A 26,961-nucleotide genomic window follows, 5' to 3' on the forward strand; every position below is an offset into this window, starting at 1 on the left:
AAAGCCCTGAATCGGAAAGCGATTCAGGGCTTTTTTCGTTTCTATCACCAACTTTAAGACCTGACACCTCACCAAACGAAGACTGGGAAGAGAAAGCAATGATCATTGTCATGAAACGGGATGCCACCGGCGAGATGGTTCAACATGCCGCCGAGAAAGTCGAGAAACTAGGGCTCAAAGCCCATGTCATTCAAGGGACAGAAAGGACCGTGATCGCCGCAATTGGTGATAAACGAGAAGAAATGCGAGAATCTTTCGAGACCGTCGCAGGCGTCTCAAAAGTTGTCCCGATCCTGGCCCCCTACAAAGTCGCTAGTCGTGAAGTAAAGCCTGAGCCAACCCTGGTCAAAGCGGGCAGTTTGGAAGTCGGCAATGGGAAATGTGGCGTCATCGCCGGTCCTTGCAGCGTGGAAAGCGAAGACCAAATTGTCCAGACGGCTCGGTCAGTCAAAGCCGCCGGCGCCACGGCCCTACGAGGAGGCGCATTCAAACCACGTACCAGCCCTTACTCGTTCCAGGGACTGAAAGAAGAGGGCCTGAAAATGCTGGCCACTGCCCGCGAAGAAACAGGCCTGGCAATCGTCACCGAAGTGGTCGCTTCTGAAGATGTTGCACTCGTTGCCAAGTACGCCGATGTCCTGCAAATCGGTGCTCGTAACATGCAAAACTACCGCCTGCTGGAAGAAGTAGGCCGGGTCGATCGTGCCGTTCTGCTTAAGCGCGGACCTTCCGCCACCATCGACGAACTTCTGCTGGCTGCGGAATACATTCTCAACGAAGGCAACAGCCGCGTTATGCTCTGCGAACGGGGAATCCGTACCTTCGAATCGCATACGCGATTCACGCTTCCGTTAGCCACAGTGACTTACCTGCATCAAAAGACGCACCTACCGGTGGTGATCGATCCTAGCCACGGCACAGGGCACGCATCCTTGGTCCCGGACATGTGCGTCGCCAGCGTCGCAATTAAAGCCGACGGAATCATCGTGGAAGTGCACCCCGAGCCGGACGAGGCCATGAGCGACGGCTACCAATCGCTCGACTTACCCAGCTTCACGGAAACCATGACACGCTGCCGCGCGGTGGCCAATGCCGTTGGTATTCAGTGCGGGGCTGACGTTTAATCCAAAAGATCGTCTGGCGGAAAAGCCTCGGAAGATCTCCGCGTCAGTTGGAGATCTTCCGCTGTAAAGCGAATTTCAATCGCTGGTGATCGTCTTTCGAGAGCAGCCCCAACAGGTGCTTGGAAACGGGGTCGTACAGTAGATCGCCGTACCCTGTCTTGCGAAGATCGGTCAGCTCGCGTTTGGCGCCGTTAATCAGCGCGGCGGCTTCCGATTTACCAAGCTCTAGCTTGCTAACATCGTAGAACTCTAACCACGGCATGATGGGTACGCTGCGCTGGCTGATCAGTTGAACTGTCGTGGGATTGATCGGCAAAGCATCCAGTTTCCAAGCCTTGCAAAATTGCTCAAGCGCTTGCTGCGTGGTCACGCCTGGGGCGGACAATGTCACCGGGGTAGCAGGGCCTAACTTATTCATCGCCAGCGAGTCCCAGTCGCACAAAATGGTCAGGCCACTCTTCTTCTCAAGCTGGTCGATCACCTTGTACAGTGGCGTCGGTACAATGACTTGCAGCTTCACGTCCTTCTGCAGAGCGGGAGAAAGTTGGTCGCTGCGTAGCGTCAAATCGAATAGTTCTTTGGAAAACGTACTACGCTGCGGAAGACCACGAGCAATTCGCAGCTTCTCCAAAAACACAACCGCTTTGAAATGCGCGACTTCACTTTGAGTGATCATGATCGCCCCTGGATCGATCCGGTAAAGCCCGTCCCCGCGAGACTGCTTCCAGGAAAGAGGCTCGACCAAGTGCGTCATCAGGTAGGCAATATCAGCCACTTCTTTCTGCTGAGTGGCCAAGTCATCGACCAACAAACGAGAGACCCGTTTGTGGCCATCCAACGGCTGCGTGATACGTAATCGCGCACTTTTATCTGTCGCTCGTACTTCAAGCCCAAATGGCCGAACGGCTGTTTCTAAAATGCCTTCGATTGATGTCTGGGTCTGTTTTACGGAGATCGGCGTTTTGGCATGGATATCAGCCGAAGCCAACGCGAGAGGATCGAGCGTGACCGGCACCGTGCTCATCTGCGTCACGAAGGAAGCAAACTCGTTGAGCGGCATCTGATCGAATTCAATTCGTATGATCGGATCACGCAGCCGCTGAGCAACATCCACCTCAGGAATTGGCGGCACAAGTTCCGGCGCCTTAGAGACGTCGGCTTGCGGCACGACCGGGTTCGCTTCCGCAGGGCCAGGATTGGTACTGGCCGATTGCTCGAACACTTCCGGATCCAACACGGGGAACGACTCGCCAAACACTTCATACAGCGGGTCGTCCTTCAGTTCTAAGATCGAAGGTTTCGCGGCCGCAACCTTCGGCTTTCCATCGTCTTCGCTTGGCGAGGCCGCCGGCGGCTTTTCGGAAGGAGATGCCCCTCCCGGATCGTCGAATAGAAACGGGTTCTCTTCGCTGGCCATCATTGGCTCAGGCGTCGTTTCGTCGGCTGCTTCCGGCTGAGGTGGCGACTCGACCGGTGATTCTTCTGAGGTTGGTAGGGGCTCGGCAGGTTCTGGAGTTGGTTCTTCCGGGGTGGGCTGCGGTGTTTCTTCATCGGCAGCAGGCTCGGTCTCCGCAGGTGGCGTTTCCTCGGTAGGTGGCTCGAACTGGGCAACCTGCGTCGACTCAGGCTCTTCCGGATGGACCGTCACCTCTTGGTCACGACCAGAGAAGACGGCGTACCCAATCACAGCGAATGTGGCGATCGCCATGACCGACGTTCCGCCGATCAGGGCCAGGTTTCGCATTTTGCCAACCGAAGCGGTATTGGAAAAACGGTTGACCTCGGGCGTCGCTTCTTCGGGAGGCTGGGTCGCCGAAGGAGTTGGCGTGGTTGTCTGAACAGGAGGCGAACCGGCCAACATCTCGTCGAGATTCTCGAACACTGCGTCCGAGCTAGAAACTTTGGCTGCGGCAGGCGGTGACTCGGTGGCTGGTAACTCTGTTGCCGATGCCTCGATGGCTGGTGAGTCCGTCGTAGGTGTTTCGGTCGGGGGAGCTATCGGCGGCGGTGGCTCCGATGTCTGCGGCGCCGGCGCGGAGTTAGCAGGTGCAGGAGCTTCCGGCTGGGAAACAACGGGCGCGGCGACCGGCGCGGCCTTGGGCGTAGATTTTTCAGGCGCAGCTTTCCCATCCGGTGCATGGATTTCGACCATACTGCCACACTTCGGGCAGTTGACGATCTGGCCGATGAGCGAACGGCTGGTCACCTTGAGGCGAGCAGCACAGGTCGGGCATTGAACTCGGAATAGGGTCACGCGATTACTCTCGCACAAGAAGAGGCTATTGGATCTTGAACACGTCAGGCAACGTGTAGTTATTCTTTGCCGCAGCGGCGCGGGTGGTGACTAGCACCTTCTTTGCATCGTCAGGGCCGTCCACGGGATGAATCACGTAAATGAGTTTCTGCACTTCACTATTGGGGCCAGGCGAGGCCTCAGGATTGGCACGCACAAGCAACTGGGCCAAAATTTCACCAGCTGGTTTGTTGTCGTGTGTGAAGTCTTTAATTTCCTTATTGCGTGTAATACCGTCCAACTGCAAATCGCCACCGATAATGTCGATCGGAATATCGGTTTCTTCGCCAATATCGCGAATGGCGAACTCAAGCGAGTTCTGCGGGAACGAAATGCTCATTTTGCTGGCCAGCTTCTCCTGGATCGTTTCCGGAGTCTTCGCCGCCGGCATCGCTTCTCCACTTGCCGGACCGGCGGCACCAGCCGAGTTAGCGGCGAGCATCAACTCGGCACCAGCAACCATGTTTTGACCGGCGGCGGCGGGAAGCATGATGTTGATGACTGCCTGATTGGCCTCGACCCCAGTTCGCGATTGCTGGTAAGCAAACTGAACCATGTTCGGGAAACGCGAAGCCAGCCGGCGCCAATAAGGCGTGGGGTTCACTCCTGGCACGGCATCTTCCAACTTACGCGAGACGCCGTTAATCCGTTCTTTTACTGAACTGGCCAGGCTAGGCGGATCGAGACTGAGCGATCCCATGCAGCGCATTTCCAGGTACAGGTTTTGGCCGACGTGCCCACTCAGCAGAACCGCGCGAATCCCCTCTCCGAGAAAGTCCTTGACGCCAGCGGCACCGGCGGCCAGTTCTCCTCGCATGACCTGACCGCTCGCGTTAGCCAGGAACTGAGGTTCGACCAGCAAGCTCACCGTTTGCTGATCGTCGGACTCGCGGCGAAGTTGCTCTAGTTCACGTGTCAATTGAGGCGCGGCCACGCCACGCTGGGCAATCGCCTCGACGACGGCCTTCGAACCAGCCACGAACTGGCTGTCTTCCTTGCCGGGGATCGGCATGACAGTCCAGCCCTTCACGTCGTACATGGCCGGTATGCCACTGGCGATCGGATTGGGATTGCCCCACAGGGAGAGCAGATTAGTTCCCCCTTTAAGCTTGGCAACCAGGCAAGGCGGCCCACCGGCAGTCGATGCTCCGAAGCTAACCGTCAACGTCTCAAGCTGCTCGAAACGAACGCCTAACTCCCCTTCCAACTGCTGTCGTACGGCAGCAAAATCAGGCCCCAGAGCTCTGAGAATCCGATCCCCTTCCGGATTGCCGGTCAGGTCGCTCGTTCGCACGACCAACGCCAGGCGAGTATCATTCGCGACCCCTGTTAAATCGATCGGCTGGCCATCGGTCGGCGAGGCCCACAGAGTTTGCCCATCGTCTTGCACTATCTGAGGGCCAGCCGGTGCCGCAGGTTCGGGCTCTACATCGGGAGTTGGTTCGACCGGAGGTGCTTCTGGGTTCTCTTCCGGTGGGTTTTCGACTTGCTCGCCATTGTCGGCAATATCATCCGTCGGGAAGGCTACCTGATAGCCATAAATTCCACCAACAATCGCCGCAATCGCCATCACCCCTAAAACGACTAAGCTAGTGATTTTTCGTTGCAATTTGCGTTTACGAATGCGTTCGGTCAATGCCGTCGCGCGACTGGGTCCTCCCTCTTGGGTAGGCTGAGCCGCAGCAACTACGGCTTGCGGAACGGCAACCGGTGGTGCCGGAGTCGCGACGACCGGCTGAGGTGGGCCAGCCGCCGGAGGTGCTGCACCAGGAAAGGGCGCTGCAGCAGGAGGAACCGGTTGCGGAATCGGAGCGGCGGCAGGGGCTTGTCCAGGAAAGGGAACTGCCGGTAGTGCCGCAGCAGCTGGAGCCGGAGGCGATACCGCTTCACTTGAATTGGCTGTCAGGTGTTGCAGGTAGCTTCCCATCGTCGGCAGAGCATCGGCGAGCGGGGGCGAAAGCTGGGTAGCGTCGACAAATGGTCGTAAAGCTTCGGCAACATCTTGAGCGCTTTGATAACGCCCGCCGGGGTTCTTGGCAAGCAGATATTGAATGGCCTGCACCAAGTTGGCGGGGATGTAGGGGGGCGAAGGAACTTGGCCGCTGGCGTGCTGCTGAAGTCGCTCGGAGATGCTTCCTTCGACAAACGGTTTACCCGTCAGAAGATCGAACAGGATCGCTCCGAGCGCGTACAAGTCGCTCAGCTTCGTGGGGGCTGCCCCCGCTTGCTGAAGTTCGGGTGCGGCAACATTTGCCAACACATCCAAACGTGTTTTCTGAGCTTCATCCGACCATTGAATGGCTTCCACAGGACGCACCGGCAGATGCAACAGCTTGAGGTTGCCAGTCGGTTCGAGCCACAGTTGATTCATGGTCAGATCGCCGACAACCATTCCCTGGCTATGAATTTGCGTCGCACCGATCGCAGCTTGTCGGACCAAGCGAGCGCAATCAGGCGTCGGAATGGGCACCCCGTCGCCGGGGCGGCTTTCTGCCAATAGATTGCCGTCGAGTTGCTCGGTGACCAAGTAGCTTCGCTTGGTTCCTTGGCGCAAATGGAAGCAACGAATCAGGTGGGGATGGGGAACGGACGATCGCAATCGACACATCTGCTGAACGATCGGAAACCGAACCGTATCTTCCTGAATCTCAGGTGCGATCGGGTGCAACCAAACAGGATGCCCTGTCGAAATATGCTTACCTGCATACGACCCTTGTAGTGGCCCTGCTTCCAGTCGATCGGTGATTTGATATTCACCGATGTTGATGGCTTTCGCACGACCGGCCAGCAAAACGCGGGCCTGGTACGTGGTGAGGTGCCCACCTTTGACCAGCCAAGTCGCTAGTGCCCGGGCATCGCCATTGCTGGCCGTCTGCTGATATTGATCATGCAGCGGCTTACAGGCCTCTTTGGTCATGAGGCCTGATTCAAGGATCAGCTTCCAGAAATCGTTCGTCTTGGTAACTTGCATGCTAGTTTGCGATCAGTCTCTGTTGTTCCATTACGACGCGGACCGCACGGCTATTTTACATCCACTTGGCCATGTCAGTCTCGACAACCACTAGCGGGCGTAAACCGTTTTCCGTCAACCTATTAGTGTACCGCGCAGGTTCCTCAAAGAGCAAAACTTCGGTCAGGTTTTCACGGCTTGCCGACACCTCCTCTGAATGCTCCGAAATACCAGGACAAGCGTCAAAATCGATCGAAAAAACCTTTACAGAAACGACGGGCAGTCTGAGGTTGCCGCCGTGTTTCTAAGCCATCCCAGGCAGTGTTTGCTTGATAACCTCAATAGCAGCATCGATTTGCGTCATGGAAACATCCAAATGCGTCACCATGCGGATCTTTTGGGGGGCAACCGAGAGGACCTTAACGCCTTTTTCCGATAGCGCTGACTGAAGTTGTGCTGCGGTGCCCAATTCTTTCTCAATACTGAAGATCACAATGTTGGTCTCGACTGGGTCGACATCTAAAGCGATCCCCTCGCTTTGGCGAACAGCTTCAGCCAACCTAGCGGCTTTTTCGTGATCTTCGCTCAACCGGTCGACATTATTCTGCAGGGCGAACAGGGCACCGGCGGCGATGATTCCGGACTGCCGCATCCCCCCGCCAAAGAGTTTACGGCCTCGCTTTGCCTGACGGATAAACTCTGCCGGGCCGACTAGTGCACTGCCGACGGGTGCCCCCAGTCCTTTGCTGAAACAGACGCTGACGGTGTCGAACATGCCGCTCCAGTCGGCCACCGAGATACCGGTGGCTACTGCGGCATTGAAGAGCCTGGCCCCGTCGAGATGCGTCTTGAGACCGCCAGCGTGTGCCCAGCTTGTAATCTTTTCGACGGTCTCAAACGGCAGGACTTTGCCGGAGCCACGATTGTGCGTGTTCTCGAGGCAAACCAGTTTCGTCCGCACCAGATGGTCGTTCTCGGGGCGGATTATTCCCTCAAACTGCTCAGGCTTTAAAACGCCGTTCTCGCCGGGAAGCGTGCGAGCCACCACGCCACTTAGCTGCGCGAAGGCCGCTTGTTCGTAGTTGTAAACGTGGCAGTTTTCCTCGCACAGAAATTCATCCCCCGGCTGACAGTGCAACCGGATTGCGATCTGATTGGTCATACTTCCCGACGGCATGTAGATTGCGGCCTCTTTGCCAAGCATCTCTGCGGTGAGCTTTTCCAGCCGCTCGGTCGTCGGATCGACTTCGATAACGGCATCCCCCACTTCGGCCTGGGCCATAAATTGCCGCATCTCAGGCGTAGGCTGGGTAACAGTGTCACTGCGAAGATCGATAGGAAAGTTCATGGCGACCTGAAAAACGTTGTTGGTGGGAAAATAAAAGCCTCCCTACATTTTGCAGAGAGGCTTTACACATGCCTAGGACGCTGGACGAATTTAATCCCAAAGCTTAGTCACGCGGGATTTGTAAGACATTTCCATCATTACGTTGGAAGATATTTTTAAGGTTATTGGTGTCTACGTTTTCGCTGATGAACCGTACGCTTCCGTCACCGAAGAGACAGTTGAATCCATTCGGTTGGGCATTGCCGAGTCCCTTTAAGACGTTCATCAGGTCAACTTCCAGATCACTCGGCTTGGTCCAGATAACGGCGGCATCATCGTTGACTTCCACACACATCGCCGTGTTGGACAGCCCGTCGGTGATATCGCGGAATCCTGCCCCCTTTGTAATCTTCTGACCTTCCGATGTCGGCTGCGATTTTGCTTCGAATATCGTATTCTTCCCGACAGGAACCAAATAGGTCGTGTACCCTTCCGGGGCCGTGCTGTTAGGGCGGCGATAGGTTTCCGGCATGTGTTTGATGAACTGCTTGTTGTGTTCGCTGTCCCATGGTTCATCCATATGAAACTGGTCGAACATTGCGGATTGCTCAATGAACGGCAAAATCATCACCCGCCACGACAGAAGTGGCTTTCCCTCGGCATCCGTTTTTGCTTGGGCCGGAAGGCCACGGTACACGTCGTGAAAGTTATGCATCGCCAACCCAATTTGCTTCAGGTTGTTGCTCGACTGCATGCGACGCGCGGCCGAGCGTGCTTGCTGAACGGCCGGCAAGAGCAGCGCGACAAGAATACCAATCACAGCGATATTCGCCCCGACGATACTTTCGTCACTTCTCTCAAAGCTTAATACGAGGGACGTGCCTTCCTTCTTTGGTCGCAACGCATCGAGCATGCTTTCCGATACGCGAATCTGATAGCGTCCCATAGCGGCTTCGATTTCGTCTTCACTGTTCACAAGCTTGTCGGCTTCCGACAGCATGGTTTGCTTTCCCATATCGAGGGCAAAGCGGATCATATCGTCTAATCGACCGGTAGCGGCTTCGTCGACGCCGTTAATTTTGAGCGTCGCGGCCATCTTCTCGGTGCAGTGGCAGCTCAGCGTGACCGATTCGGTGTAGTTGGGAACCTGCTTATACATGGTGAACGGCGGCGGAATCTGTTGCTGAGACAACATCCCGTTAAGTTGATCGCGAACCGGGGCCATATTGAACGCAAGATAACCATCGGCCCCATCATTGGCTGCGGCCAGAGTTTCAGCCGGTTTGGTCAGCTTGGCATTGGGCCCGTTAGCGACGACTTCGCCCATTAGCCCCAGCGAACCGAGCATGAATGTATGCTCGTCCAGCATGTGGGCAGCCACGTAATCCACTTGATAGGCATCGGTGTAGAATGCTTTGCCATTGAGTTCGGGAAAAGCATCCTCAATATCTTCGTCTTCGGCCATGCCATCGACTAGACTTTCGATCCCCGCAAAGAACGTTTCCTTGCTCAGCGTTTCCGAGGTCTTGATGACCGCAAACATGTCAGGAGACGGAAAGTCTGGCGAGGGTGGCGTGATCACAAACGAAATCGATGTGATCTTCATCGGATTGAAGCCCAAGTACTTCTTTCCGCATGCTTCCGCAACTTCGACCGGATAGGCCTGCACCATGGGATTGGTCAGAAAGCGATCGGCTTGCACGAAACCGACGCCGACAGCGTTCTCAGGCACGTAATTCAAGCCTGGCAATTGATCCTCGACAGCCGGAGCAGCGGCTTCCTGGGCCATCAACAACTGCGGAGGAAACGCCATTGTCGCCGCCAAAAAGCCAATAAAAAGGGCACTCGGTAGATGTCTCATGGATTACTCGCCTCCGCGTTTGCCATGCCTGCCAATAGAAAAAGATTCACTCCACAAGAATGAATTTATATACCGTTCCAGCAGGGGCTTCGAGCGCTTTTTGATGAAGTTTTTACGGTCGCCGTCTTACTCAGACGCACTATGCCTTTCTCACCCTGGCACGTACGATGAAGAATTCCATGAACTTTGCTAGGTAGTTTCCGCGCGTGAATTCCTCGAATCCCCTCAATCTGCTGGCCTCGACTGCGTTCGGCATTGAAGCCGTCACGGCCCGCGAACTGCAAACGCTCGGCTATAAAACCGAGATCCTCGGCTCCGGTCGCGTGCGTTTCGCCGGCAACTATAACGACGCGATGAAGGCCAACCTGCATCTGCGGACGGCCGATCGTGTGTTGATTGAAGTTGCCCAGATTCCGGCCGGCGATTTCGATGCCCTGTTCGATGGTGTCAAAGAGCTTCCGTGGGAAGCATTTATCGACGCCGAGGGAGCTTTCCCGGTCAAAGGCCGCAGCTACCAGTCGCAGCTTACCAGCGTTCCGGCCGTGCAAAGAGCCACCAAGCGGGCCATCGTCGAGCGGCTTCAATCAGCCCACGGCGAGAAACTTCCGGAATCGGGCGCGACCTACACCGTAGAAGTCGCCATCGCGAAAGATATCGCCACCCTCACCATCGACACCTCGGGGGCAGGTCTCGCGCGTCGCGGATATTTAGACGCCGAGCGGCACTCGCCGATGAAAACAACGCTAGCCGCGGCGTTGGTTCAGCTCAGTCACTGGAACCCCGATCGCCCCCTGGTCGATCCGTTCTGCGGAAGTGGCGTTGTGCTGATCGAAGCGGCGATGATCGGTCGAAAGATGGTGCCGGGCCTGCTGAGAGACTTCGCCCTGGTCGATTGGCCGGCAGTCGACCAGGAAGCCTGGCTCGATTTGCTGGAAGAAGCCAGAGCCCAGGTCCTCGAGACGCTGCCAGAGTCGATCATCGGATACGACGAAGACGGCTCCGCCCTCCGCCTGGCCCGGCAGCAAGCGATCGATGCAGGCGTCGACCACAACATTCACTTCCAGCGGCAATCGTTCGCCGAACTAACCAGCAAACGCAAGTATGGTTGCCTGATCACCAGCACCCCGTACGACGACCACTCGCGTGCCCGACGCGAGCAATGGGAGTTTCATTGCAGCTTCCCCGGTGTGCTGCGGCAGTTGCCTACCTGGTCGCACTTCATCCTGACGGCGTTTCCCGAGTTTGAACGAGCCATCGGGCAGGAAGCGACCAAACGCCGCAAGATGTACAACGGCCGGACGGAATGTCACTACTATCAATATCATGGGCCTCCGCCCCCAAAGGCGAATGACGAGTCGGCGCCGGAGTCCGCGGAACAACAGCCCCGGCGCAGCTTCACACCAGCATTTGGTGGACTAGACGACAAAGCCAAAGAGCAGGCTCAACTGCTAAAGAACCGGCTCTCTAAACGGGCTCGCCATCTTCGCCGCTGGCCCAAGAAGGGGATTCATTGTTACCGCTTATACGAGCGTGATATTCCCGAAATCCCGCTGGTGATCGACCTCTACCATGATTACCTGCACATCACCGACTACGACCGACCGCACGATCGCACGCCAGCGCAATATGCCGACTGGCTCGACCACATGGCCGAAGCAGCTCGTGAAGTGCTTGAGATCCCTGAGGGGCACGTCTTTGTCAAGCATCGCACGCGGCAGTCTGGCAACACGCAGCACGAGAAAGTTGCTGAAGAGTCGAAGATTGTGGTCGTTGAAGAAGGAGGCCTGAAGTTCGAGGCCAACCTTTCCGACTACGTTGATACAGGGCTGTTCCTCGATCATCGCAACCTGCGAAGTCAATTCCGTGACGAAGCCAGCGGCAAGCGGGTACTAAACTTGTTTTGCTACACAGGTGCGTTCAGCGTTTATGCGGCCGCAGGCGGAGCGACTTCGACAACCAGTGTCGACCTGAACGCCAACTACCTAGACTGGGCCGGAAGAAACTTCCAGCTCAACGGACTGTCGATCTCCAAGCACCATTTCATCCGCAGCGATGTGATGGATTACCTCCGCAACCAACGACCGGAGCCCAAATTTGATCTGGCGATTGTCGATGTGCCGACGTTTTCTAACAGCAAACGAACCGACGACGTATGGGACGTCCAAGACGATCACGTCGAACTGATCGGGCTGACGCTGAACCTGTTAAGCGAAGGAGGCGTCCTCTATTTCTCCAACAACTTCCGTCGCTTCAAGCTGAACGAAGAGGCATTAGAGAACGTGCAAATTCGGGAAATTTCGAAACACACCGTGCCAGAGGACTTTCGTAACCAGCGCATCCACCGCTGCTGGAAAATGGTGCGAAAGACAGGGAAAGCTTCCAATGATATCACAGAAGGCCACGGATAATTCCCTTTGTCTCTACTCCTATCTATGTTCATGCGTGAGATTCGTGGTTAGCCCCCTTCCCTGAATCAGAGATCAACCGAAGTTCGCCCCTTTCCTCTGAGTGCCGCGTGCAGCAAAATAGTAGGTTCTCCCAGTACTGAGATCGTTTGCTATCGAACCCCCAGAAAGCTGAAATGGATCTGAAGTCGAAAATCGCCCGGATTGATACCCGGCACGATGACGTCGAAGCTCAACTGCAACAGGTACGCGACAAGCTAAGCCCTAAGGGTGACCTCGTCAGCGAAGCGGGTCGCAAGCGGACGATGGAAGTATTCGGCGAGCCACTGAGCCCGCTGCAAGTGGTGCAAAAGATCTGCTCCGACGTCGAAAGCCGCGGACTAGCAGCCGTGCTCGACTACGGCAAAAAGCTGGATGGTAAGCAGTTGTATGCTTCCACCATTCGCGTCTCCGACGAAGAGCTGCGTCTGGCTCACGAAGCCGCCGATCCAGCGTTCCTACAAACGATCCGCGACATTCGCGAAAACATCCTCCGCTTTCAAACGGCCATCCTCCATAAAGACATCGAGGTTCCGCTCGAACATGGCGGAAAGCTACGACATCGTTACGCCCCGTTGAAGCGTGTGGGCATCTGCGTCCCAGGCGGTGCGGCTGCGTATCCGTCGACCGTCCTCATGACGGCCGTTCCGGCTCTTGCCGCCGGCGTGGAAGAATTGGCCGTGATCGCTCCGCCAACACCGTTTGGTTCGTACAACTTGGATCTGCTTGCGACCTGCGTCGAGTTGGGCGTGAAGGAAGTTTACCGTGTCGGTGGTGCCCAAGGGGTGGCAGCGCTGGCATACGGCGTCGAAGGCATTCCTAAAGTGCAGAAGATTGTCGGCCCTGGCAACTTGTTTGTTGCACTCGCCAAAAAACATGTCTTCGGGGAAGTCGATATCGACTCGATTGCCGGACCGAGCGAAGTGGTCGTTGTGGCCGATACGACCGCCAAGCCGCAGTACATCGCCGCAGACATGCTGGCCCAGGCCGAACATTCTCCTGGTAGCAGCGTCCTGATTAGTTGGGACGAGACGCTCATTGACGACGCTTTGACCGAACTGGAAAAACAAGTCGCCGTTCTGGATCGTTGCGATTTGACGGTTCAAAGCTTAATCGACTTCGGTGCCGCTATCCTCACCAAGAATGAAGACGAGGCGTGCCGTATCGCCACCGACCTGGCCCCCGAGCACTTGCACATCACGACAACCGATAGCGAAGCGACGGCTGAAAAGATCCTCACCGCAGGAGCGACTTTCCTCGGCAATTACACTCCGGTAGCGGTGGGGGATTATGCTGCTGGTCCGTCGCATGTGCTACCGACCGGTGCCACGGCCCACTGGGCAAGCGGGCTATCGGCCAACGACTTCCTTCGCTCCCGCAGCGTGATTCACTTCACGGCAGACGGACTAAAATCGATCGCCCCGCTAGTCACCACGCTAGCCGACAAAGAAGGCCTGACCGCTCACAAGCGAAGCGTTACGATTCGTACCGAAGACAATTAAGATAAATCAAAAACTACGAAGAGGGGCAACCGTGTAATCCGCGGTTCATCTCCCCAACCAAATTTGCAGGAACACCATGGGCTACTTTCGTCCTGAGATTGAAGCGATCGCTGGTTATAAGCCAGGCGAACAACCGCAAGGCGGGAAGTTCATTAAGCTGAACACCAACGAGAACCCCTACCCTGCCTCGCCGAAGGTTGCCCAGGCAATCCGCCAGCGTTTGGACCAGGGCCTGGAGAAATATCCCGACCCAACCGGGACGGCATTTCGTATTCGCGCAGCGGAAGTGCTGGGGGTCGAGCCCGATTGGATCCTCTGCGGAAACGGCAGCGACGATATTCTGACCATCCTGACCCGGGCCTTCGTCGGCGATGGCGAGTGGCTGCGGCTGCCGACGCCCAGCTACATCCTCTACAAGACTCTGGCCGATATCCAAGGAGCCGACAGCGAAGAAATTCCGTTCAACGATGACTGGACGCTGCCAGAGTCGTTCGGTACTTCCAGCAATCATCTGAAGCTGACGTTTCTGCCCAATCCCAACAGTCCCAGCGGCACCGTCGTGCCCAAGGCTCAACTGCGAGCGATCGCGGACTCGCTCCCCTGCCCCTTGTTGATCGACGAAGCGTATGCCGATTTCGCCGACGACAACTGCATCGATCTCGTAAAAGAGAACGAGAAGATCATGGTCTCGCGGACACTCAGCAAGTCGTACGCGTTGGCTGGCCTTCGGTTTGGATTTCTGGTTGCCCAGCCGCAAATCATCGAGCAGTTGATGAAGGTCAAAGACAGCTATAACTGCGATGCTCTTTCACTGGCCGGTGCATTGGCCGCAATCGACGATCAGAAGTGGGTTGCCGAAAACAAAGCAAAGATCGTCCTCACCAGGGGCAACCTGACCCAGCGGCTGCGTAAGATGGGCTTTACCGTCCCAGATTCGCAGGCAAACTTCGTTTGGGCGACGCAGCCAGGCGTTAAACTCAAACCGATTTACGAATTCCTCAAGCAGAACCACGTTCTGATCAGATACATGCAGTACCCGGGAATTACCGAAGGCATTCGGATCTCGGTCGGCACCGATGGCCAAAACGACGTATGCTTGGACTTGATCGAGCAATACTTTCAGCAGAATTCCTAGAACCCGCACAATCGCTCGCCCATGACCCGCACCGCTAAAATCGAACGCGACACGACCGAAACGAAGATCAAGCTCGAGCTGAACCTCGATGGCTCTGGCAACTTCTCAGGAAGCACCGGCGTGGGGTTCTTCGATCACATGTTGCAGCTATTCACGCGGCATGGTTGTTTCGACTTGAATGTCGAGGTCGACGGCGACCTGCACGTCGATCAGCATCACACAGTGGAAGACACCGGAATTTGCATCGGCCAGGCCATTCGCGAGGCGATCGGTGACAAGAAGGGAATCCGCCGTTACGGCCACTTCACGCTGCCGATGGAAGAGACCTTGTGCAGCACCGTGTGGGACCTTAGCGGGCGGTATTACCTGGTCTTCAATGCCCCGTTCACGACCGAAAAGATCGGCGAGTTCGATACCGAACTGGTCGAAGATTTCTGGCAGGCACTAGCCGCTAACGCCTTGTGCAACTTCCACGTGAACATCCACTATGGTCGCAACAATCACCATATCAGCGAGGCGATCTTTAAGTGCGCCGCGCGAAGCCTACGCATGGCCGTGGAATTGGACCCGCGCAGTCCCGGCGTGCCGAGCACCAAGGGAACACTGAACTCGTAGGTTGCAGTTAGCTTCACTTTCTCGCCTCTTTCATCATCGGCGAATCCCACGTCGGAAGCGGCTTCACTTCATCTAGGGCCGCATCGTTGACCTGCACGCCCCACTCGGTGAAGTAAGGCCCCAAGTTATGATTGGTCGCACGGGACATACGGACGAGAAAATCGCTGGCTCGGTCGACATCTGACTTAGGATGCTCGTCAAGCGGCAGTTGACGGTACTCGCGATAAACCTGCTTAAACGGCTCCCAACCGAACTCGTGGGAAAGCATCGTGTAGAAAGCCAGGCGTTCGAAGAGCGCGCCGTTGACCGTCATCCAATTCCGCTCTTCGATAGGGCGGCTTAGGTAGCGTTGGGCGTTTTCGATTACCGCTTCGCGAGTGGCTCGTTGGTGAGGGCGTCCGTTAATTTTTTCGAGCGCATACGCTGCAAAGATATTCACAGTTACTTCACCCGTTCGTTGATAAGTCCATGCACGGTGCTGATGTAGATGTCCCAGTTCGTGGGCATGACCCCACTCCGGTTCACCGCGAACGATAGCTTCGGCCCAACCGTGCGGGGCGTTGATCGGATATCCAGCAAAGGCCGCGCCCCAATTCACATGGGCATCGATCAAAAAGCGATGCGGAAAGGGCTTTGTTTCTGGACGGCCAGAAAGCTCGCTCATGGCGTCAATCAACGCATCCCACTTTTCCATCGCCAGGTCCGGCGTGTCTAGACGACGGATAAACTTCGATGGCAACGTGAAGATCACCTTGTCACTGCCGATCTCTGCGTAAGGGGCCGGATAGCTGCGTACGGCGGCTCGCCACTCTTGCACGTTGGTTTCGCCATGCACGTAGCGAGGAGCTTGCACCACGTTAGCGAAACGCAACTTCACCAACCTCTTGGGCGGCGCGTCGTAGTGATCGACCAGGTCGTAGATGTCGCTATTCTTGGTCAGAAATGTCTTGGATTTCGGCGTGGGCAATTCGATGTACAGCAAACCACCAAAGGAACAAGCCACCTCAGTCGTTCGCTTCTTGAGCTCGTAGACACGATCGATCTTCGGAAAGCGATTCAGCTTCTTGTGTCGAGGAATGTCGATGGTTGTGCTATTGGCACCAATACGCAATTTCCACCCGGCATCGACATACTCTTCCGGAATCATGACATGAACGACTTCGCCCGGAGGCGCGTAGAGCCCGGTGCTTTGCCAACGATAAGCATTGGCATCGATCTCACAAAACTGCACCTCCGGCTTGATTGCCCGATGGATGGCTCCCGGAAAGTTATCGGCTGAAGGATGCTTCTTCAATTGATCCGGCGGCAGCACGCTTCCAGCCAGTTCCGCTTCGACGATCATTCGAAACGCGCTCATGGGATGATCGAGAACTCGAAACTGGTTCTCTTTCTCCGGACCGATTTCAACCGCCGGCACTTCCTTCAGCTTAGAGATGAGTTGCCGCATCGCACCTGAGGACCGAAATCCGGAGCGGGCCTCCTTAGCAACGGCCTTCTTCACCGAGACAAACTCGTCCTCGGTAAGCTTCTCGCCTTGGATAGCCTTTTCAATTTCCACCTCAGTCGCGGCGAAACTAAAGGAGACGAAAAAAAGGATGATCGGCAAACCCAACAGAACGCGTTTGCCTTTCAAACAAATACGACAGCAATCGTGTATCAACAAAATACTCGCCTTAATTTCCCGGGATATCTATTCCGCACAAAAGAAGCTATATGAGGGGCGTATATGATTATGGCTTGGCGGTTTGATTCTGACAAGCGAAACGAAGTAATCGCATGCATATCGCCCGACAAGTTCGTTGCACCAAAACATTGCACGCAATTCTCCCCCTCGGCTAGGATGACACGATACCCCTTTCGCTTCTGGTCGATTCTCGAGGAAGAGCAAGTCACATCCGGTGCCATCCCGCTGAGGCTGACAACATTCCCACACGCAATCAATCAGGCGGAATCTTCTAAAAGAAGATGGAAAGTCAAATGTCACCAACGCCCGTCTTTGCACGATGGTTCCCTTGTTACGCTTTGGCTGTTTGCCTGATCGGTCTATTGCCAAGCAGTGCTGCGCTGGCTCAGTTCGGCGGCCCTCCGCGCGCGGACGCGAATGCGTTGGATCCACCCCAGACCAGTTCGGCCGAGTACCAACAGATCGAGGCGTTGGAGAAACGGGTTCAGGCCGCGCGGTTGGGACTGCAGGTCGTTGACATGCCGCTGGATCAAGTTGCGAAGTTGTTTACGCAGAGGACGGGTATTCCGATGCGCATTGACGAGCGGGCTTTAGAAGATGTCGGGCATAGTATCGAAACGCCTGTCACATTCAATCTTCCTGAGATCGCTACGGAAACCCTCTTGTACTTGATGCTTAAAGAGTTGGATCTGGTCTACGTGATGGATACCGGCAGCATCGTCATTACGACGCCTGAGGAAGAAGAATCGAACCTGCGAACCAAGTTTTACGCAGTCGAAGACATCTTCAACGATCCCAATCCCAACTACGACATCTTGATCGAAATGCTCACCACATGCATCGAGCCAGAGTCGTGGGAAGAGCTTGGCGGCCCTGGAAGCATCGCACCACTGCGAAATGGTGTGATCATTTCTCAGACCTATCAAATCCATCGGCGAATCCAGGGACTGTTCGCGGCTTTACGACGTGTGCAGAAGTCTCCCCGCCAAAGCAATCTACCGGCGATGATTTCGATTGCTGCTTATGCTCAAGAGGCCGAGCAAATCGAGAAACGACTGCGTCTGGTCCGCACCTCCATCACGCTTACCGATGCCCCGCTCGAGCGTGCGACGGCGGCCATATCGGACTTTGGCCGTATTCCGATTCACATTGACAACCGAGGACTCGAAGACGTTGGCCTGTCGACCGATTCACGGGTGACCATGCAACTGAACGACGCCAGCTTAGATTACATGCTCGATGTTCTCGGCAAGCAGTTAGAACTAACAACAGTAACCATCGGTGAAGTGGTGATGGTCACCACACCGGAAGAAGCGGAGAGCGAACTGGGGACGCATGTTTACCCCGTGAAAGACATGGTGCGGTATCGTCTTGGGACAGAAACACCTTTAAGCAAACGTGCCGTTTCAGGACAGTTCGACCGTTTGATTGAGGGGATTACCACCACCGTCGAGCCGGAATCGTGGGAAGAGCTAGGTGGTCCAGGCTCACTCGCTCCCTTCCCTTACGCCGACTGCTTAGTTGTTTCGCAGATTGGTGACGTTCATCGTAAAGTGGCTGAACTGCTGGAGCAAATTCGTAAGGCTAAGCCGAAGGCAAGCATGACCACGCCACCCAGGGTCGTTCAGCCACGAATGTCAGCCCCTGCCACCCGCCACTCCGCCGCACCATCACGTGGCCCTGTCGAAAGCGACATTGTCGTGTCGTATACCCCAGCGAAGTCCCACGTCGGCGAGTTCTCGCGAGAAGACTTAGCCCGCATCGCCGAACGCTTGAAACAGGTCGTCGCCCCGCAAAGCTGGGATAATGAAGAGCACTTCGCCGATGCCACCCATCGCGGCGTGTTTGTCCGGCAAAGTCGCGAGGTGCAGCGCACGGTCGCCAATTACCTGGCAAAGCAAGGACTGAGTGCGCCGTCGCTGGAAGATGAAGACGCTTCGCCGCTCGAGACGCTCAAAACCAATCGCCAAGGCCCGCCAACGTTGGACTCCCAAGGTGGCGGGGGCGGCTTCTTCTAAGTGACGCAGTTTAGTAACGACGCGTCAGCAGGATGGCAATTTCGCTGTCGAACAGTTGATTCTCGCCATCCTTCAGCGGTGCCACGGCAGCGGCCGTCAGCAAGTAATTGTCGCCCAACTGAAACCGCAGACCCGCCGTCGCATTGACTACGTCGATACGATTGAATGGGTTGGTCACGACGTCGGAAGCCGCTGGGCCGGCGTTAGCCAAGTCGGTATCGTTGATGGTAGTCGAGTAGTGAATTTCACCGATGACTGCTGCTCGTCGGATGAAACTTGTTCCACAGCAATCTTCGTAGAACCAGTGCCCCACCGAGTAGTCGAGGTACAAGAAGTTTTGTTCCTGGTAGCGACCGAAATCAACGCGATTTCCACCACCATCATCGCTAAAGAACGTCGTTCCGTTCACATCGAAATCGAGCTGCATAATGGCCGTCGACCAGGTTCGCGACGAGTGTTGACGATAGTATGCAACGAAGGGGAGCAAGTGGACCGACTCGTTATCGATACTGGCGATCGTGCCGCCGCTGCCATCCATTAATTGGCCATCTTTGGCGGTCGGCAAGTTTAGCGTCAAACCGGCGGTCAAGGCCGACTGATCTCCGCACTGCAACAGGATACTCTTGAATACCAAGTTGATGTTGCCGAATTCGACACCCGTTTGATCGCCTGCTCCGCCCAACGTCTGAGATGAATCGAGACCACCTACGATAGGCAGACGGAATTCGATCGAGGACGAACCATTGAGGATGGTCTTTTCCAAACCGAGCGTGACGCGATCGACGTCGACCCCTTCGCGGTTGATGTTGCGAACCGGCAAGCTGAAGTGGTTGTAATTCACGAACCAGCGATCGACAGGTATCGGGCTCACATTCTCGGAAATCTTGTAGCGTCGATCCCCACCGCCAACAGCAATATTGAACCCTTCTTCCGGGAGCGTATTGCCATAACTGGCACCGGCAATGCGTGCTGTGCTGCCGAAGAAGTCACCAATGGTCGCGTCGCGAAAACCCACCCCTTCCGATGCGGAAGCAAACTGGGTCGAGGTGGCAAAAGTGCTCGCCGGCGACGGCATCGGCGGAAGATTGTCGGCCGGCTGCATCAAGTCGTCCGCCATGGGCATGTCGTCCATGGGTACCATCGGCGCCTGCGGATCGGCGTCGCTGGGCGCTTGATAGTAAGGGCTCGGCTGAGACGGCGAAGGACAACAAGGACTAACGCATTGGCAATTCTTCGGAGCGCAAGCGCAATCGGCTGCCAGACTCGATGAAGTCCAGTCTACGGGAGCCATTAGGGCAGCCAGCGCCACCATCCAAGAGCGGCAATCCATGAGTTCGTCCTTGATTCGATTCGGGCGATCGGGGTGTTCGCTACGTCGCTGCGCAAACGCAGCCGTTGTAGTCATTTCTCGGCATCCCCCACAGTGACTCTCCATGCTTGCACAGAGAGATTTGCGAGAGAAACTTGAATTTCCCGACTTCTTGATCATGCCAATCGGTAAACCTTATCCAGTGTTCTCAGTCGCAACGTTTCTGCTAGCAAGGATGTAACCGAACCCATCGCAAGTCACTGTTACCAGCGGTAACCCGCAACCCAAGATTAGCGAAATATTACCCGCTCGATCTGGCCTCTGCCCCTAATCCCAGGAGGTGGGGGTCGAGGCTGTTTAAAAGCTTCCTTTGCGTGGTCTTTTCTCGGCAGTAAATCCATACTTTCGCTGGATAATGCTACCGCAACAAGTTCTACTTTCGAGAAACAGTCTCCCTTAGTCACTGCCGTTTGCAGTTAACTTCCACGCTACGCAACCGAGAAAATCTCTTTCGCAAACTAGAGAATCTCGCCTGCTTCACCACCTGATATCAGGGCAACTTTTTTTACTTCTGATACACAAAAATGTCTTCACAGTCACACCCGAACTGGCTTCACTTTTCCTTCATGGGTCGCCGCTAGTCTTCCTTGCTTCGCGAGCCAATTCCGAGGAACGGACCTCGAGAAGCGCGGCTTGGCTTGCACAAGTTTCACGGTCGCGATTTGCCGTATTGCTTCTTACATCGAACGGCTTGCCTGCCAGCACGGACGTCCCACCGACTTGGCCTGGCAATCGCGAAAGTACAGGAATAGATGAAATCCATGTCTCACATCCCTAAACGGCGAACTTCCCCTCGAACCGGTTTCACGCTAGTCGAATTGCTGGTGGTGATCGCCATCATCGGCATCTTGATTGCCCTTTTGCTGCCTGCGGTACAACAAGCGCGCGAAGCCGCACGCCGCATGCAATGCACCAATAATCTTAAGCAACTCGGACTTGCATTTCACAACTTCCAAGACACCTTCGGGCACCTCCCTTTCGGTGGGGCTGACAAGACAAGTGCGACTGCGTTAGGTAGCGACTGCTGCTCGGCCGAGCAGTTGGACTACTTGAACTGGACTTACCACATTATGCCGTTCATGGAACAGCAAAACCTGCACGACTTGGGCGATCCCGACGATGTCGCAAATTCGTCGAACCTCATCGCGCGGAATCCGGTAGCCGGACTTTACTGCCCTTCACGTCGCGCCCCAACCGCGTACAGCGGATACTATCGAACCGACTACGCCGGCAACGGTGGTGAATGGCATGACGATGGAGTCACCAAAGGAACGAGCCCTGGCAGCAAGGGGGTTGTCGTCAACAACAAGCTGGGCACGAAGATGGTTGTCGAACGCATCCAAGACGGTTCGTCCAACACGATTATGGTCGGAGAAAAAGCTCTGCACCCCGATGCCCATGGCACCGAAGGCGGCGACAACGAGCGATACGTCAACGCCGGTTGGGATCAATGCGTGATCCGCTGGGGCGCGTTCTACGACAAAGACGACGCGGTTTCATATGGTCTACCTCCAATCCCAGACTTGAAATCGGTGCATCAGGATGATTCGGGAACTTGGGTTTTCGGTGACGACGATCTGAGCTACGACGGAGAGTTCGGTGCCTGGCACGCCTACTATGGCTCGTCGCACAATGGCGTTACCAACTTCTGCCTAGCCGATGGTTCGGTTCGCTCGGTTCCCTTTACGGTCGATCAAGAAGTCTTCCGTCGTGCGGCTCTGTCCAACGATCACGAAGTCTTTGAATGGCCGTAAGCGAAGTCGCCATTCAGTTCTGCTTACTCTTTCGCCTCCTCGCGAAGTATCGATGCCGCGAGGAGGACCTCCCCGTTCAATGATTGAAAGATGTGTTGTCCGATGAAACTGTTGAAGATCTCTTTGCTTTTGGTTGGCTCGTGGACGATGGTTGGTTGCGGATCAAACGCTCCGACCGAGATGGTGACCGAAGTTACGCCAGAAGAAGAAGCGGCTATGAAGGCTCATATTGAAGCGGTCGAAGCGGATGAAGCCGCTCAACGGCAGCCGGCGAAAAAATCTCGCTAGAACAACTCAAAAGAGGCCCGTCGACAGATTATCGCCGGGCTTCTTTTATGCGCGGCCAAGCAATTCATTGCTTACTGGTCGGCCGCGCCCCGGGAAACTCGCACAGAGGTATGCTGGTTGTTGGTTCGGCAATCACCTCGGCCAAGGTCGTGTCACGAAACGCCTCTTCCACCCCTGCCATCGCATTATCTAGACGGCGATGCAGTGGGCACAGGTTCTTACCGTGCGCCTTCAAGCCCAACGGACACGACGCGATCCGTACGATCGGGTCGACCGCGTTAACCACTTCCAGAATCGTCAACTCTTCCGGCGACTTGACCAGCGAGATCCCTCCGCCAACCCCCCGTTGCGACTTAACAACCCCTTCACGCACGAGCCCCTGCAGCACTTTCGATAGATAGGCCATGGGGACCTTGGTGCTATTAGCAATCTGTTCGGTCGTGGAACTTCCCGGAGCCGTGTAGGCAAGATGACAAACAGCTCGCAGCGCGTATTCAACGGTTTGTGAAAACATAGATATCCCACACGAGAAGCCAAACGAAACGTTGACATCGAATTATTCGAATCGTAGATTGCTAAAACAAACAGGACCAAGTCATCCTGAATTAAGTCCGCCTCTTCAGTTTAGCTTAAGATCGCCACATACTCGATTGGGTAAACGATGAAACACATCGACGAAGCTCGCTTGGAATCCGATTTAGCCTATCGTTTCAGCTATTTGCTCGAATTCGTGGGCTTTGGCGGAGACGATATTGAAGCCGTCCATGGGGCCGCAGGTGCACTTGCCCCTCTGGTTCCGTCGTTGGTCGACGCCGTCTACGACAAACTTCATGCCTACGATGCAACCTGGCGACACTTTGTTCCTCGCCAGCATGGCTACGCAGGCGAAGTCCCCACTTCAGTTGAAGAGCTTTCCATCGATCACGAACAGATCACGTTTCGCAAACAACACCTGGCCCGCTACTTGGAAACCTTGGTCACTAAGCCGTACGACGAAAAGATGCTGATGTATCTCGACATGGTCGGCAAAATGCACACTCCAGCCGCCGGCAGCAAAGACCTGGACGTGCCGCTGGTTCAGATGAATGCCCTGATGGGGTTTGTTGCCGACGCTTTAATCGCCACGATCACCGGCCTGGGGTTAGACCGGGAAACGGAAGTCAAGACGCTGCGTGCTTTCAATAAACTGCTCTGGCTGCAGAACGACCTGATCAGCAAACATTACGTGCCAGCTCGCGAAGCCGTGACCTAGAGTAGCTAATTCGCGCAGAAACAAGATCGTCCCTGCTATTGCCTGGGCACCAAATGCAAAGGGGTTACCGACACCAGTTCGGTAACCCCTTTTTTGTTTCTTGTGGTGGCCCACCGCCTATCAACCGGCCGTGGGCCAGGGCAATCGGGCGTTACTTCGCGTCCTTGGTAACACCGTCCCAGTCGTCAGTACGAAACGGGGTAACCGGCAGGCCCTGCTTATTCTGCAGGTTAGCCACGGGGTTGTCTCCCCAAGCGTAACGTACAGCAACCGGAGCTTTCACTTCGGGACTGGAAACACGAACATGAGTTCCATCAACGATCACGGCCTTGGCGTTGACGAACTTCTTATCTTCGCCGGCAATCGTGAAGCCCTGGAGTGCACGCGTGTCGAACGAATCGAGTTGGCTACCGTAGGTATCAAGTTCGAGCACGATATCGCTGCCGTCGACCTTCATCGACTTGTAGCGAGGGCTCTGGCTGACAATGTCGTAGCCATAATCATTGGCCAGGGCCAAGCGAGCCAGGCGTTTGGCCACGTCTTGCTTATTCTTAGGATGGATGTCTTCGGCTTCACCCAGGTCGATAATCACGGCCTGACCTGTTTGAGGAAGCTTATCGAGGGTCATCGTCTGCGCTTCACGCAACTCGGCCCATGCACTGTCGTCTGGCTGATCACGTTCTTCCCGGAAGTCGGCCAATTGAACCCAATAGAAAGGGAAGTCTTCTTGTCCCCACTTGTCGCGCCAGTTCTGAATCAACAGTGGAAACAAGTCGCGGTATTGATACGCACGACCGGCATTGGATTCACCTTGGTACCAGATAGCGCCCCGCACGCCGTAACCGATGATCGGGTTCAGCACCCCGTTATAAAGGTTTGCCGGACGATGCTGACGGGTCAGCGGGTTAAGCGGAGGTCGTGGTTGGCCGCCAGGCTGTGGCTTGCCATCCTTTTTGGCCTGGACAACTTTCTCTTTCCAAGCGTCCAGGTTCTTTTTGTATTGAGCGAGTGCATTCTCGTGGTCGTAGGTCTCTTCAGTCTTTTCCCAGCGAGCCAACAGTTCGTCGAACTTGCCACTGCTCTTAAGCAGGTCCCGCTCGACCCAAGCTTCCGCAGAAGAACCGCCCCAAGCGTTGTCGATCAATCCCACGGGGACATCCAACGTTTGATGGATTTGGCGACCAAAGAAATAGCCGACGGCCGAGAATTCGTTAACGGTTTCCGGCGTGCAAAGCTGCCACTTATCATCGAAGTCGTCTTGGGGCTCTTGCGTGCCGATCCGTGGAACAGTGATCAGGCGAATTTCCGGGTACTTTGCCGTCAGCTTTTCCATGTCAGCATCATTCGACGACAGCACATTCCACTGCATGTTCGATTGGCCGCTACATACCCAGACTTCGCCAACCAGCACGTCGGTGATGACCTTTTCGGCTTCGCCACTACGGACAGCCACTTCGTGCGGACCACCAGCGGGCAACGGCTTGAGTTCGGCCTTCCACTTACCAATATCGTTCGCGGTGATGGTCGTTTTCTGCTCACCTAGGGTGACGGTAACTTTCGCGCCTTTATCGGCGGTGCCCCAAATAAAGATGGGCTTATCACGCTGCAGCACCATGTGATCGGTAAACAAAGCAGGCATCGTCAGTTCCGCTTGCAAGGAACCAACCAAGAGCACAGCGAACAGCGTGGCAAGCGTGCCACTTTTCAACCAACGTAAATTCATGCGGGTATCTCCAGGTAGGAAATTAGAAACAGTCGTAGCGGCAAGACTGGTCACTATAGCACAGCCGGAATCGACAAACAGCCAGTTGTTGGCCGCCGACGAGTCCTTTAGGTTGATGTTCCCAGCCTATTAAATCGCTCGCCAAAATTCCCCAATGGTCGGTCACATGGACGATAATCCACAGGATCAAGACTATTACTTAATGTGGAAGACCAGCCGCCCCATTCGGCGACTGATCTATCCGCTTGAGGGCCTTATATCCGACGCGGCTTGGGGTGGGGTCTTGCTGATGATCTGCACCGTCATCGCACTGTACCTGGCCAACAGTCCTTGGGCGCATGATTATCACGAGATCCTGAACGCCCCGCTCGACATTGGGCTGGGCAATTCGCACTTGGTATTGGACGTGCATCATTTCATCAACGATGCACTCATGGCGATCTTCTTCTTCGTCGTAGGATTAGAAATCAAGCGTGAATTACTGGTCGGAGAACTCTCTAAGGTTCGCGAAGCCACGCTTCCGGCCGTTGCGGCGCTGGGCGGCATGATTGTTCCGGCGATATTCTTTCTGGCACTTAATTGGGGCGGAGAAGGCAAACATGGCTGGGGCATTCCCATGGCAACCGACATTGCTTTCAGCCTGGGCATCCTCTCGCTGCTGGGGAAACGGGTCCCTCTCTCGGCGAAAGTGTTTCTCACCGCGTTTGCCATTGTCGACGACATCGGCGCGTCGATGGTAATCGCCTTTTTCTATACCGAGTCGATCTCGTGGCCCATGCTCGGACTGGCTGGCATCTTTTTCGGACTGTTGGCCCTTTGTAATTACACCGGCGTACGTCGCTCGGCACCTTATATTTTTCTTTCGATCTTCCTGTGGTTCTGCTTCCTCAAGTCAGGCGTCCATCCGACGATCGCCGGCATATTGGCTGCCCTCACCATTCCTGCCCGACCACGACTTCAATCGGACGAGTTTCTTATCTCGACGCGGATGCTGCTCAATCGCATCGAAGAGAAACGCGAGGAAGAAGAAAACGTTCTGAAGAATAAAGAAAAGCACTCACTGATCACCGACGTCGAACTGGCTAGCCGCTTGACGCAAACGCCAATCAAGCGATTTGAAAACGCGCTACACCACTGGATCACCTTCTTCATCATGCCGGTCTTTGCATTGGCCAACGCCGGCATCGCGTTCGATGGCGACATCGCGAGCAAACTGACCCACAACGTCACCATCGGCGTGATGCTAGGGCTCTTGTTGGGCAAACAGGTCGGGGTGACCTTGTTCTGTTGGATCGCTGTGAAACTAGGTTGGGCCCAGCTTCCTCGAAGCGTTTCATGGGGAATGCTTTATGGATTAACTTGGCTCGGGGGGATTGGTTTCACGATGTCGCTTTTCATTACCAACCTAGCCTACGGACGCGAGGCAGAATTCCGCGACGACGCCAAACTAGGGATCCTGGTTGCCTCGGCCATCGCCGGCATCGGTGGATGCATCGTGGTCTCGCTTTTCCTCCCCAAGAACGAAGTCGAGGAGAGTCTCGACCTAGATACCGATTCGGACCTCTGAGATCGCCCAATAGCACCAATAGCAAAGGGATAGACATTGCTCAGAAACTCAACTA

The 26,961-nt window shown here is 55.4% G+C and carries 18 protein-coding genes; 10 read left to right on the forward strand and 8 right to left on the reverse strand.

What is annotated here, in order from left to right:
* Window positions 1–98: 98 nt before the first annotated feature.
* Window positions 99–1,124, forward strand: coding sequence for a 3-deoxy-7-phosphoheptulonate synthase (aroF, locus tag HOV93_RS20105; protein WP_207398332.1), 1,026 nt, complete (start codon window positions 99–101; stop codon window positions 1,122–1,124).
* Window positions 1,125–1,167: 43 nt separating this feature from the next.
* On the opposite strand, the gene HOV93_RS20110 is transcribed toward aroF, so the two are convergent.
* The 4 genes from HOV93_RS20110 to HOV93_RS20125 all read right to left on the reverse strand — a co-directional run bounded on the left by HOV93_RS20110 (window position 1,168) and on the right by HOV93_RS20125 (window position 9,555).
* Window positions 1,168–3,378 (reverse strand): hypothetical protein, encoded by a 2,211-nt coding sequence (locus HOV93_RS20110; protein WP_207398333.1) that lies wholly within the window; start codon window positions 3,376–3,378, stop codon window positions 1,168–1,170.
* A gap of 25 nt (window positions 3,379–3,403) precedes the next feature.
* Window positions 3,404–6,388, reverse strand: coding sequence for a serine/threonine protein kinase (locus HOV93_RS20115; protein ID WP_207398334.1), 2,985 nt, complete (start codon window positions 6,386–6,388; stop codon window positions 3,404–3,406).
* 283 nt (window positions 6,389–6,671) lie between these two features.
* Window positions 6,672–7,715, reverse strand: a complete 1,044-nt coding sequence (locus HOV93_RS20120; protein WP_207398335.1) for a threonine aldolase family protein — start codon at window positions 7,713–7,715, stop codon at window positions 6,672–6,674.
* A gap of 103 nt (window positions 7,716–7,818) precedes the next feature.
* Window positions 7,819–9,555, reverse strand: coding sequence for a DUF1559 domain-containing protein (locus tag HOV93_RS20125; RefSeq protein ID WP_207398336.1), 1,737 nt, complete (start codon window positions 9,553–9,555; stop codon window positions 7,819–7,821).
* Window positions 9,556–9,761: 206 nt separating this feature from the next.
* On the opposite strand from HOV93_RS20125, the gene rlmKL reads away from it, so the two are divergent.
* The 4 genes from rlmKL (at window position 9,762) to hisB (ending at window position 15,251) form a co-directional block, all read left to right on the forward strand.
* Window positions 9,762–11,963, forward strand: a complete 2,202-nt coding sequence (gene rlmKL, locus HOV93_RS20130) for a bifunctional 23S rRNA (guanine(2069)-N(7))-methyltransferase RlmK/23S rRNA (guanine(2445)-N(2))-methyltransferase RlmL (protein ID WP_207398337.1) — start codon at window positions 9,762–9,764, stop codon at window positions 11,961–11,963.
* A gap of 173 nt (window positions 11,964–12,136) precedes the next feature.
* On the forward strand, window positions 12,137–13,501 hold the full coding sequence (gene hisD / locus HOV93_RS20135) for a histidinol dehydrogenase (protein ID WP_207398338.1): 1,365 nt from the start codon (window positions 12,137–12,139) through the stop codon (window positions 13,499–13,501).
* Between the two features lie 76 nt (window positions 13,502–13,577).
* Window positions 13,578–14,636 (forward strand): histidinol-phosphate transaminase, encoded by a 1,059-nt coding sequence (gene hisC, locus HOV93_RS20140; protein ID WP_207398339.1) that lies wholly within the window; start codon window positions 13,578–13,580, stop codon window positions 14,634–14,636.
* A gap of 21 nt (window positions 14,637–14,657) precedes the next feature.
* On the forward strand, window positions 14,658–15,251 hold the full coding sequence (gene hisB / locus HOV93_RS20145; protein ID WP_207398340.1) for an imidazoleglycerol-phosphate dehydratase HisB: 594 nt from the start codon (window positions 14,658–14,660) through the stop codon (window positions 15,249–15,251).
* Window positions 15,252–15,264: 13 nt separating this feature from the next.
* On the opposite strand, the gene HOV93_RS20150 is transcribed toward hisB, so the two are convergent.
* A complete protein-coding gene (locus HOV93_RS20150) occupies window positions 15,265–16,914 on the reverse strand; it encodes a M60 family metallopeptidase (RefSeq protein ID WP_207398341.1) in 1,650 nt (549 codons plus the stop codon).
* Window positions 16,915–17,228: 314 nt separating this feature from the next.
* On the opposite strand from HOV93_RS20150, the gene HOV93_RS20155 reads away from it, so the two are divergent.
* A complete protein-coding gene (locus HOV93_RS20155; RefSeq protein WP_207398342.1) occupies window positions 17,229–18,953 on the forward strand; it encodes a hypothetical protein in 1,725 nt (574 codons plus the stop codon).
* Between the two features lie 10 nt (window positions 18,954–18,963).
* On the opposite strand, the gene HOV93_RS20160 is transcribed toward HOV93_RS20155, so the two are convergent.
* Window positions 18,964–20,358 carry a hypothetical protein gene (locus tag HOV93_RS20160; RefSeq protein WP_207398343.1) on the reverse strand — a complete coding sequence of 465 codons (1,395 nt, stop codon included), beginning with the start codon at window positions 20,356–20,358 and terminating at the stop codon, window positions 18,964–18,966.
* 725 nt (window positions 20,359–21,083) lie between these two features.
* Between HOV93_RS20160 and HOV93_RS20165 the strand changes: the two genes are divergently transcribed.
* Both HOV93_RS20165 and HOV93_RS20170 read left to right on the forward strand, forming a co-directional pair.
* A complete protein-coding gene (locus tag HOV93_RS20165) occupies window positions 21,084–22,076 on the forward strand; it encodes a DUF1559 domain-containing protein (RefSeq protein WP_235990713.1) in 993 nt (330 codons plus the stop codon).
* 102 nt (window positions 22,077–22,178) lie between these two features.
* A complete protein-coding gene (locus tag HOV93_RS20170) occupies window positions 22,179–22,364 on the forward strand; it encodes a hypothetical protein (RefSeq protein ID WP_207398345.1) in 186 nt (61 codons plus the stop codon).
* Between the two features lie 64 nt (window positions 22,365–22,428).
* Here the strand turns inward: HOV93_RS20170 and HOV93_RS20175 are convergent, their stop codons facing one another.
* Window positions 22,429–22,878: an RrF2 family transcriptional regulator gene (locus HOV93_RS20175; RefSeq protein WP_207398346.1), complete on the reverse strand. Its 450-nt coding sequence runs from the start codon at window positions 22,876–22,878 to the stop codon at window positions 22,429–22,431.
* Between the two features lie 147 nt (window positions 22,879–23,025).
* Between HOV93_RS20175 and HOV93_RS20180 the strand changes: the two genes are divergently transcribed.
* Window positions 23,026–23,616: a protoglobin family protein gene (locus tag HOV93_RS20180; protein WP_207398347.1), complete on the forward strand. Its 591-nt coding sequence runs from the start codon at window positions 23,026–23,028 to the stop codon at window positions 23,614–23,616.
* Between the two features lie 151 nt (window positions 23,617–23,767).
* Here HOV93_RS20180 and HOV93_RS20185 read toward each other — a convergent pair whose 3' ends face one another.
* The gene (locus tag HOV93_RS20185) at window positions 23,768–25,339 is read right to left on the reverse strand and encodes a sialate O-acetylesterase (RefSeq protein ID WP_207398348.1); all 1,572 of its coding nucleotides are present in this window, start codon (window positions 25,337–25,339) and stop codon (window positions 23,768–23,770) included.
* A 166-nt stretch (window positions 25,340–25,505) separates the two neighbouring features.
* Between HOV93_RS20185 and nhaA the strand changes: the two genes are divergently transcribed.
* Window positions 25,506–26,906 carry a Na+/H+ antiporter NhaA gene (gene nhaA, locus HOV93_RS20190; protein WP_207398349.1) on the forward strand — a complete coding sequence of 467 codons (1,401 nt, stop codon included), beginning with the start codon at window positions 25,506–25,508 and terminating at the stop codon, window positions 26,904–26,906.
* The last annotated feature ends 55 nt before the right edge of the window (window positions 26,907–26,961 follow it).

The sequence above is a fragment of the Bremerella alba genome, from assembly GCF_013618625.1.
GTDB lineage: Bacteria > Planctomycetota > Planctomycetia > Pirellulales > Pirellulaceae > Bremerella > Bremerella alba.

Coding starts and splice junctions, on each gene's coding strand:
- HOV93_RS20180 (WP_207398347.1), top strand. CDS start 23,026: ATGAAACACATCGACGAAGCTCGCTTGGAATCCGATTTAGCCTATCGT.
- HOV93_RS20120 (WP_207398335.1), bottom strand. CDS start 7,715: ATGAACTTTCCTATCGATCTTCGCAGTGACACTGTTACCCAGCCTACG.
- HOV93_RS20160 (WP_207398343.1), bottom strand. CDS start 20,358: ATGACTACAACGGCTGCGTTTGCGCAGCGACGTAGCGAACACCCCGAT.
- HOV93_RS20115 (WP_207398334.1), bottom strand. CDS start 6,388: ATGCAAGTTACCAAGACGAACGATTTCTGGAAGCTGATCCTTGAATCA.
- hisB (WP_207398340.1), top strand. CDS start 14,658: ATGACCCGCACCGCTAAAATCGAACGCGACACGACCGAAACGAAGATC.
- HOV93_RS20165 (WP_235990713.1), top strand. CDS start 21,084: ATGTCTCACATCCCTAAACGGCGAACTTCCCCTCGAACCGGTTTCACG.
- HOV93_RS20170 (WP_207398345.1), top strand. CDS start 22,179: ATGAAACTGTTGAAGATCTCTTTGCTTTTGGTTGGCTCGTGGACGATG.
- hisD (WP_207398338.1), top strand. CDS start 12,137: ATGGATCTGAAGTCGAAAATCGCCCGGATTGATACCCGGCACGATGAC.
- aroF (WP_207398332.1), top strand. CDS start 99: ATGATCATTGTCATGAAACGGGATGCCACCGGCGAGATGGTTCAACAT.
- HOV93_RS20175 (WP_207398346.1), bottom strand. CDS start 22,878: ATGTTTTCACAAACCGTTGAATACGCGCTGCGAGCTGTTTGTCATCTT.
- HOV93_RS20185 (WP_207398348.1), bottom strand. CDS start 25,339: ATGAATTTACGTTGGTTGAAAAGTGGCACGCTTGCCACGCTGTTCGCT.
- hisC (WP_207398339.1), top strand. CDS start 13,578: ATGGGCTACTTTCGTCCTGAGATTGAAGCGATCGCTGGTTATAAGCCA.
- HOV93_RS20155 (WP_207398342.1), top strand. CDS start 17,229: ATGTCACCAACGCCCGTCTTTGCACGATGGTTCCCTTGTTACGCTTTG.
- HOV93_RS20125 (WP_207398336.1), bottom strand. CDS start 9,555: ATGAGACATCTACCGAGTGCCCTTTTTATTGGCTTTTTGGCGGCGACA.
- nhaA (WP_207398349.1), top strand. CDS start 25,506: ATGGACGATAATCCACAGGATCAAGACTATTACTTAATGTGGAAGACC.